Source organism: Micropruina sp., from assembly GCF_027492755.1.
GTDB lineage: Bacteria > Actinomycetota > Actinomycetes > Propionibacteriales > Propionibacteriaceae > Micropruina.
The window spans coordinates 19,002-27,062 of sequence record NZ_JAPUED010000033.1; the positions used below are offsets into that span (position 1 = coordinate 19,002).

An 8,061-nucleotide genomic window follows, 5' to 3' on the forward strand; every position below is an offset into this window, starting at 1 on the left:
CTCTCACAACCGACTCGAAGAAGGACACCTTGATGACCGCTGTGCCCAGTATCAACCAGCTCGACCCTGCCCGTTTCCTTGACGAGCAGCTGTCCCAGGCGAGCCCTGACCTGATGCGGGACCTGCTGACCACGTTCGTGAACGCGTTGCTCTCCGCGCAGGCCGACGCGGTGTGTGGTGCGAGCTTCGGCGAGCGGAGCCCGGAGCGGGTCAACTCCCGCAACGGCTACCGCCACCGCGACCTCGATACTCGCGTCGGCACTCTCGACATTGCCGTCCCGAAGTTGCGGACCGGGTCGTTGTATCCGGAGTGGCTGCTCGAACGCAGGAAGCGGGCCGAGCGGGCGCTCACGAGCGTGGTGGCGACCTGCTACCTGCTCGGCGTCTCGACCCGGCGGATGGACGAGCTGGTGCAGACTCTTGGGATCACCGGCCTGTCCAAGAGCCAGGTCTGGGTGATGGCCAAGGAGCTCGATGAGCAGGTCGAAGAGTTCCGCACTCGACGGCTCACCGACGCCGGCCCGTTCACGTTCGCCGCTGCTGACGCGCTCGTGCTCAAGGTCCGAGAAGGCGGCCGCGTGGTGCCCGTGCACGTCCTCGTTGCGACCGGCGTCAACGCCGATGGGCACCGCGAGGTCCTCGGCGTTCAGGTCACCACCAGCGAGGACGGCGCCGGCTGGCTCGCGTTCTTCCGTGACCTGCCGGCCCGCGGCCTGTCCGGGGTCAAACTCGTCACCAGCGACGCGCACGCCGGCCTCGTCAACGCGATCGCCGCGACCCTGCCCGGCGCGGCCTGGCAGCGCTGCAGGACGCATTACGCAGCGAACCTGATGTCGACGACGCCGAAATCGTCGTGGCCGTGGGTCAAGGCGCTGCCGCACTCGATCTACGACCAGCCCGACGCCGACGCCGTGCACGCCCAGTTCGACCGCGTCGTCGACGCCCTCACCGACAAGCTCCCCGTCGTCGCCACGCACCTCGAAGAAGCCCGCGCTGACATCCTGGCGTTCACGCCGTTCCCCAAGGAGGTCTGGCGGCAGATCTGGTCGAACAACCCCAACGAACGCCTCAACCGCGAGATCCGTCGCCGCACCGACGTGGTCGGGATCTTCCCCGACCGAGCCAGCATCATCCGGCTCGCCGGCGCCGTGCTCGCCGAACAGCACGACGAGTGGACCGAAGGCCGCCGCTACCTCGGACTCGACGTCCTGGCGCACGCCCAAACCGTCGACACTCAGCACACCGAGGAGGTGAGTACCAACCTCGAACTACAAGCCCTCACAGCCTGACCGACACGCCCAACCGAGGGATCAACCTCGTACACCACCCCGACGGACTTGACCGAGAGCCACTCGCGGTTGTCGCGAGGCGCACCGCCTAAGCGCGACGCTGTCGGCCACCGGCGCGGCGGCCCCGGGTCACGTACGGATGCAGCAGCTCAAGCAGTTTCTCCAGGCTACTGAGTCCCCCCGAGTCGTAGAGGCATCAGCTATGAGGAGTGGCGATGTCAGAGAAGCGGAAGAAGTACGACCAGGAGTTCCGAGGAGTGGCTTTGGGTCTCCACCAGCCCCGTTTGTAGGTCAGTGCTGACACCGCCCGGACCAGGAGGGCACCCTAGTATTGGTGGGAGTTGACACCACCCTGGCGGGCGCGCAATTGGAGCGAGTCCGAGCAGATTGAGCGGAGGGAGCGCATGTCGGCGACGAAGCTCCTGGTGCTCGGTATCGTGCACCTCTCCGGCGGCGCGCATGGATACCAGGTGCGGTCCGAACTGCAGAGCTGGGGTGCGGAGATTTGGGCCAAGATCAAGCCCGGCTCGATTTATCACGCGCTGAAGAAGGCGGCGGCTGATGGCCTCCTCACCGAGCACGCCGAGCCGGGCAATTCCGGGCCGGAGCGCGTTTTGTACCGCGTGACGGCTCGGGGACGTGACGAGATAGTCGAACTGGTCCGCGACGGCCTGCGGCGCACCCATGACCCCACCATGCTCGACGCGTCCATCGCCATGTTGCCCATGCTGACCAGGACAGATGCCATCGCGCACGTTAACGAGCGGGTCGCCCGCCTGGAAGCGGAGCTCGTAGGACAGGCCAAGGGGTGGGAGAACCCGAACCCCGACATTCCCGAACACGTCCGTGATCAGGCTGAACTGTGGGTGGGACACGCACGCACCGAACTGGAGTGGGCGAAGAGCCTGAGCAAACGACTGTCTGAGGGCGCGTACACCATGGCCGATGATCCGGGTTCGTGGCGAACGGTCCCCGATCCCCTCAATATGCGCTTCTAATCAACCTTGACTAGATGTCTCCTCCTCGCGTACTTTGGCCATGTAGTCAAATTTGACTAGTGCAGCCCAATCCGTTCGCAACACCGAGAGAAGGAATCGAAACCATGGGAAAGCTCGCGATCGAGACGAGAGGGTTGAAGAAGAGCTTCGGCAAGACCCACGCGGTCTCCGGTGTGGACCTGGCCGTGAGCGCCGGGGGCGTGTACGGCGTGCTCGGTCCGAACGGGGCGGGCAAGACCACCACGATCCGCATGCTGGCCACGCTCCTGCACCCCGATGCCGGAGAGGCGCGAGTGCTCGGCTACGACGTCGTGCGTGACGCCCGGGCGGTGCAGAGCAGGGTGAGCCTTACCGGGCAGTTCGCGTCGGTCGACGAGGACCTCACCGGGGTGGAGAACCTGTTGCTGCTCGCCAGGCTGCTCGGCTACTCGCGCCCGCAGGCCAGGCGGCGAGCGGGCGACCTGCTCGACGCGTTCGGTCTTGCCGAGGCGGCCGACCGGCAGGTGAAGAAGTACTCCGGCGGGATGCGCCGGCGCATCGACATCGCAGCGTGCCTGGTCGTCACCCCCGAACTGATCTTCCTCGACGAGCCCACGACCGGGCTCGACCCGCGCAGCAGGAACCAGGTCTGGGAGATCGTCAGGGGCATGGTCGCCGAGGGCACCACCGTGTTGCTGACCACCCAGTACCTCGACGAGGCCGACCAACTGGCCGACCGGATAGCGGTGATCGACCACGGAAAAGTGATCGCCGAGGGCTCAAGCAGCCAGCTCAAAGCATCGTTCGGCGCCGGCTCGCTGCACGTACGGCTACGTGCGCCCGAGCAGCGGGCCGAAGCCGAACGGGTCCTCGCCGGCGTCCTCGAGGTGCCTGCCGAGCCGTCCACCGACCCGGTCGCGCTGTCCGCAAGGATCTCCGACCCCGAGCGAGTCGCCCGCGCCCTGGCCGAGCTGTCCCGCAGCGGCATCGACGCCACCGAGTTCGCGCTCGGTCAGCCGAGCCTGGACGAGGTGTTCCTCACCCTGACCGGACACGCCGCCGAGGAGACACCCGAGGAGGATGCCGCATGAATGCCACGACCGCGAAACAGGCGTCGGCGCCATTCACCGAGGACGCGCTGCGCAGTGTGCTGGTGGCCGGCGAGCGGCCGTCTCGCCCCGGCCCGGTGCTCACCTCACTGACGTTCGGCTGGCGCGCTTTGCTGAAGATCAAACACGTGCCCGAGCAGCTCGTCGACGTGACCATGTTCCCAATCATGTTCACACTGATGTTCACCTACCTGTTCGGCGGCGCGCTCGCCGGGTCGACACAGGAGTACCTGCAGTTCCTGCTGCCGGGCATCCTGGTGCAGGCGAACGTCATGATCACCATGAACACCGGCATCACGCTGAACACCGACATCCAGAATGGGGTCTTCGACCGGTTCAGGTCACTTCCGGTGTGGCGACCGTCGCCGCTGGTCGGCGCACTGCTCGGCGATGTGATGCGCTACTCGATCGGGTCGGCGGTCGTGATCGCGCTCGGACTGGTCCTAGGGGTCCGGCCGGAGGGTGGCGTCGTCGGCGTGGTGCTGTCGGTCGCGCTGCTGCTGGTGTTCTCGTTCTGCCTGTCGTGGCTGTGGACGATGCTCAGCCTGATTCTGCGCACGCCAAACTCGGTGGCGGGGGTCAGCATGATGGTGATGTTCCCGCTGACGTTCGTGAGCAACATCTTCGTGGACCCGAAGACGATGCCCGGATGGATGCAGACAGTCGTCGAGGTCAACCCGATCACCCACCTGGTGACCGTGGTACGCGGCCTGATGCACGGCTCGGTGCCCGCCGGGGAAATCGGCTGGGTGCTCGTCTCGTCCGTGCTTCTCGTCGCGGTCTTCGGCCCCATCACCATGGTCCTCTACCGCAACAAGAAGTAGATGCCGCTACCGCGAGCACTTGGTTGAAATCAGCTCCGACAACCCGGCCCACTCGGCCAACGCATCACCGGTACCAGGCCCGGACACGACAAGGAGAGCCGAATGAGCACCATCCCCAAGAACAAGTCGGAAACCGTTGCGCACAGGCCCGGGCGGGCGAGCAACATCGGGGTCTGGATTCTGCAAGTCGTGCTGGCGGCAATAGTCGCCGGCGGCGGAATCTCGAAGCTCGCCGGCGACCCGGTCATGGTGGACATGTTCGCCGACATCGGGGCTGGCCAGTGGCTCCGGTACCTGGTCGGAGCACTGGAGGTCTCGGGAGGGGTTGGAGTTCTGATCCCGGCTCTGGCGGGCCTGGCCAGTCTCGGTTTGGCGGCATTGCTGACCGGTGCTGTCATCACGGATCAATTCGTGCTCGATCAGAGCCCTTGGCTGGCGCTCGCCCTTCTCGTCGTGGCGGCCGTGATCGCAAGGGCGCGGTGGTCGCGCACCGAGGCCGTCGTCGGCACGCTGCTCAGACGATGAGACAAACCTCTCGAACGGAGATGTGAGATGAACGAGATGGCCTTTCGCGTGACATCAAACGATGGCACCACCATCGCCTACGACCGGAAGGGAAGCGGCCCGGTTGTCGTCCTGGTAGGCGGCGCACTGGACGACGGAGCCGAGAACGCTTCCTTGGTGCCTGCTCTCGCCGAGCACTTCACGGTCTACAACTACGCCCGTCGGGGACGCGGCGCGAGCGGCTTCACCGAGCCCTACGCCGTGGAAAGGGAGATCGAGGACCTGGATGCGTTGATCGCGGAGGCAGGCGGCTCGGCACACCTGTTCGGGGCGTCCTCTGGTGGCGCGCTGGCGCTGGAAGCCGCCGCGGCCGGGTCAGCCATCGACACGATCGCCGTGTGGGAGGTGCCCTACGCGGTCGGGGACGACATACGCCCGCGATTCGAGGAGTACATCGCGGACACCCGACGCGCCTTCGACGCCGGGCGAGACGAGGAGGTTCTCGAACTGTTCATGCGCCTGTCCGGCGCTTCCGACGACAACATCGCGGCCAGGAAAGCGGCAGGCAAGCAGACGTCGCATTGGGCGGATTCGGTCGCCCTCGCGCCCACGCTGGTCCACGACAGCATCTTCCACGACCGCTACCAATTGCCGACCGATCGACTGGCAACGGTCACCCAACCGGTCCTGGTCACCACCGGAGGACCGATCACGGTCCCCTACATGGCAGGCCTACCCTCGGACTTCTTCGACCGCGCAGCCGACGAGCTTGCAGACCTACTACCCCACGCTCAACGGGAGACCCTCGACGGGCCGGATCACGTCGTCGACCCACAGACCATCGGCCCACTGTTGCTACGGTTCTTCAGCAGCGAACACTGAGAGGCCCGCGGGTGGTGCGGGAAGACCGATTAGGCACCGCGCAAGCAGATCTTCGTCGCGCCAGGGACACAGGGCGGACAGGTGGTGCCGAGGTTGATGTCGTCGGCGGCATCACAGGCCTGATCCTGGGCGTGCTCGTCACCAACGTCTTCGTCACCACGCAAGGCCGGGCCGTCGTACTGACCTGGGCTTCAGTGGGATTCGACCTGGCCTTACTCGCTGCTCATCGGCTCCGTCGTCGGTCGTACCCCACACTCCGGACCGCCTCAGAACCGCCCACCGAACCCCTGCGCAGCACATGACCCCCGCGAAGAAAACTGTTGCTGCTTTCAGGATCGCGTTGTCTTCCTCGGGCCGGCGAACCTTCGCCTTCAACGCCTTGATCTCAGCCAACTCCCCACTGCTACGACCCTCCCGATCACCGGCATCAACCTGAGACTGGACAACCCAGCGGCGCACCGTCTCCTGACCCAGGCCCAACTGCTTGGCCACCGCCCCAGCCGCAGCATTCATCATCGACTATTCCTGCTGGTGCTCGGTCACCAAACGCACAGCCCGGGCCCTCAGCTCCGGATCGATCTTCTTCGGCGTGAAAGCATCCTTCCAACTCAAACGGACGCGGCATCAAACCTGGGACGCTTCAAGAGCGCGCCGCCCACTTGCGGGCCGTGACCGGGCAGACCATGAACATCCTCGCCGCGGCTGACACCGGCCAGTGGTCGTCCGCGATCAGGAGCGCAAGCCGAAGACGAGCGCGCGGGGTCAGTGCGGCATTAGCGTGGGACACGAGGGCCTCCTCGGGAGTGAAGCAGTTCCTCGACAGCGCCACTTCACGACCGGAGGCCTTCGCCCTTCAGCACCTCAAACCCGTGTCGCCGAAACAACGTCCCTGAACATCACACCTAGCCACCCACCGGGCCTGTCTGTGGGGCTGCCATGGAACCCGAACTCGCCTCGCTCGCGTGGTTGAAGGCTGCATCAACGTCTCGAGTCAACTGGCAGGCTAGATCGAGGTCGTTGCCCGACGACAACGGAACGAGTCAGCTTTCAGGGTGGGTTCCCTGGGACTCTAGTCAGCGTCCAGTTCCAAACTGTTTGCTTGACTCCCTGTACTCGAGTTGCAGGTCATGTTGTGAGCTGTAGGTAGTGAAGAGCTTGCTGAGCAACGGAAAGACCCTCCTATCCTCCGAGAGGGTTCGGGTAGCGGGAAGGCGCATGGCTTCTATGAGTAGATGCCGGTGAAGGTCAAGAGTCACCTCAATGTCTTGGCCGTGTGCCTCGGCGGCCTCGATCGCGGATCGGTAGGCCAAAGCGGAGAGAGCCCAAAGCGAAGCGGCGATGAGGGCCCACCCCCAGTTCAGGATTGTCGCGCTTAGGTTTGATGCCAGGAAACTGGTACAAATAACAGCCGCGAGAAGCCAGGTGACGCTCAGCCGGCACGAGACGTCCAGTTGATTAACCTCGTCATCCAACTCATCTCGCAAGGCGGGCGGAAGTACCAAATGAAGCCTTGGCCAGAGGGTCACGACTTGTATCCCGTAGCGTCGACCGACCTTGTCCTCAGTACACCGCAGGGTGTTACCAAGAGCAGTGGGCAGAAGGCGACTCTCGTCCGGAAATCGTGCGCGGATTTGATGGGCGGCGGCTTCGCGGAGCGACGCGGCGACAAGCTGCCTCAACTTACCCTTGGACCCTTTGACAATTGCAAGCCTTGCGACAGCGCGAAGGTATTTCCTGCGCTGCCATGCGATTCCCAGTGCTCGGACGGGAGCCACGATCCCGCCCGGCCAGTACCCCTCCAGGAGTTGAACGAGGCGAAACTGGAGCGGCTGAAGGGTGACGGCGAGGGCGACGGCCCCGACTGTGATCCAGACGGCGCCAGCCAAGCCAATCGCTTCAGCGCCGGTCTTTAGGGCTATTGCGTCCAGCGGCGCGACTGGCGCGCCCGAAACAACGAAGAAGACTACAACAAAAGTGGCAAGCAGGGTGGGAAGTATCCCAACTACCTGCAGCCTCGCTCCGAAATCCTTCACCGCTTCAACGATGTGAGCACACTACAGGGTGTTACTCTCGGTCATCGTCATCTGCCGGCGGAACAGTTAGTGTCGAGACTCCACAGCTTGGGCAGATTGCGACGTCGATGAACTCCAGCGGCACGTCGTAGCGTGTCGCGCAGACGCACGTCACATCCACTAGGACCATTTCATCGCGGCCCCGCAGCCGGCGCGACGGGCGGCCTGCCACGGGTGTCATGATGTCTGCCTTCCACTGCTCTGCAGAGACGACGCTACTGGACTCTTGCAGCAGGCGGTACCTTTCGACGAATACCTTCACACCTGCCGCACCTTTCCTTCGGCTGGCGATTCGGGCCATGTCGGGCAGCCAGCGCAGACTACGGGATTGGAAGCACGTGAGCCCCAGCCTGACGCGGCCGGTAGGCGATCCGGGCGCCGACGTCGGACAGCTCGGACGCCGC

Annotated in this window: 7 protein-coding genes and 1 pseudogene; 6 read left to right on the top strand and 2 right to left on the bottom strand. The window is 64.9% G+C overall.

The features are described 5' to 3' along the window. The first annotated feature begins 32 nt into the window (after positions 1 to 32). The 6 genes from Q0066_RS02050 (at position 33) to Q0066_RS02075 (ending at position 5,585) form a co-directional block, all read left to right on the top strand. Positions 33 to 1,289: an IS256 family transposase gene (locus Q0066_RS02050; RefSeq protein ID WP_298129567.1), complete on the top strand. Its 1,257-nt coding sequence runs from the start codon at positions 33 to 35 to the stop codon at positions 1,287 to 1,289. Between the two features lie 404 nt (positions 1,290 to 1,693). Continuing rightward, positions 1,694 to 2,287, top strand: a complete 594-nt coding sequence (locus Q0066_RS02055) for a PadR family transcriptional regulator (RefSeq protein ID WP_298129568.1) — start codon at positions 1,694 to 1,696, stop codon at positions 2,285 to 2,287. Positions 2,288 to 2,391: 104 nt separating this feature from the next. Then, positions 2,392 to 3,357 (top strand): ATP-binding cassette domain-containing protein, encoded by a 966-nt coding sequence (locus Q0066_RS02060; protein WP_298129570.1) that lies wholly within the window; start codon positions 2,392 to 2,394, stop codon positions 3,355 to 3,357. Beyond that, positions 3,354 to 4,199, top strand: coding sequence for an ABC transporter permease (locus Q0066_RS02065; RefSeq protein WP_298129572.1), 846 nt, complete (start codon positions 3,354 to 3,356; stop codon positions 4,197 to 4,199). The genes Q0066_RS02060 and Q0066_RS02065 overlap by 4 nt, the downstream gene beginning before the upstream one ends. A 102-nt stretch (positions 4,200 to 4,301) precedes the next feature. Beyond that, on the top strand, positions 4,302 to 4,724 hold the full coding sequence (locus tag Q0066_RS02070; RefSeq protein ID WP_298129574.1) for a DoxX family protein: 423 nt from the start codon (positions 4,302 to 4,304) through the stop codon (positions 4,722 to 4,724). Positions 4,725 to 4,751: 27 nt separating this feature from the next. Then, positions 4,752 to 5,585: an alpha/beta hydrolase gene (locus tag Q0066_RS02075; protein WP_298129576.1), complete on the top strand. Its 834-nt coding sequence runs from the start codon at positions 4,752 to 4,754 to the stop codon at positions 5,583 to 5,585. 646 nt (positions 5,586 to 6,231) lie between these two features. On the opposite strand, the pseudogene Q0066_RS02080 reads toward Q0066_RS02075, so the two are convergent. Then, a pseudogene (locus Q0066_RS02080) lies at positions 6,232 to 6,372 on the bottom strand (leucine zipper domain-containing protein); the annotation flags it as partial. Positions 6,373 to 6,658: 286 nt separating this feature from the next. Then, positions 6,659 to 7,618: a hypothetical protein gene (locus Q0066_RS02085; RefSeq protein ID WP_298129578.1), complete on the bottom strand. Its 960-nt coding sequence runs from the start codon at positions 7,616 to 7,618 to the stop codon at positions 6,659 to 6,661. Positions 7,619 to 8,061 lie beyond the last annotated feature (443 nt).

Coding starts and splice junctions, on each gene's coding strand:
- Q0066_RS02050 (WP_298129567.1), top strand. CDS start 33: ATGACCGCTGTGCCCAGTATCAACCAGCTCGACCCTGCCCGTTTCCTT.
- Q0066_RS02075 (WP_298129576.1), top strand. CDS start 4,752: ATGAACGAGATGGCCTTTCGCGTGACATCAAACGATGGCACCACCATC.
- Q0066_RS02065 (WP_298129572.1), top strand. CDS start 3,354: ATGAATGCCACGACCGCGAAACAGGCGTCGGCGCCATTCACCGAGGAC.
- Q0066_RS02060 (WP_298129570.1), top strand. CDS start 2,392: ATGGGAAAGCTCGCGATCGAGACGAGAGGGTTGAAGAAGAGCTTCGGC.
- Q0066_RS02055 (WP_298129568.1), top strand. CDS start 1,694: ATGTCGGCGACGAAGCTCCTGGTGCTCGGTATCGTGCACCTCTCCGGC.
- Q0066_RS02070 (WP_298129574.1), top strand. CDS start 4,302: ATGAGCACCATCCCCAAGAACAAGTCGGAAACCGTTGCGCACAGGCCC.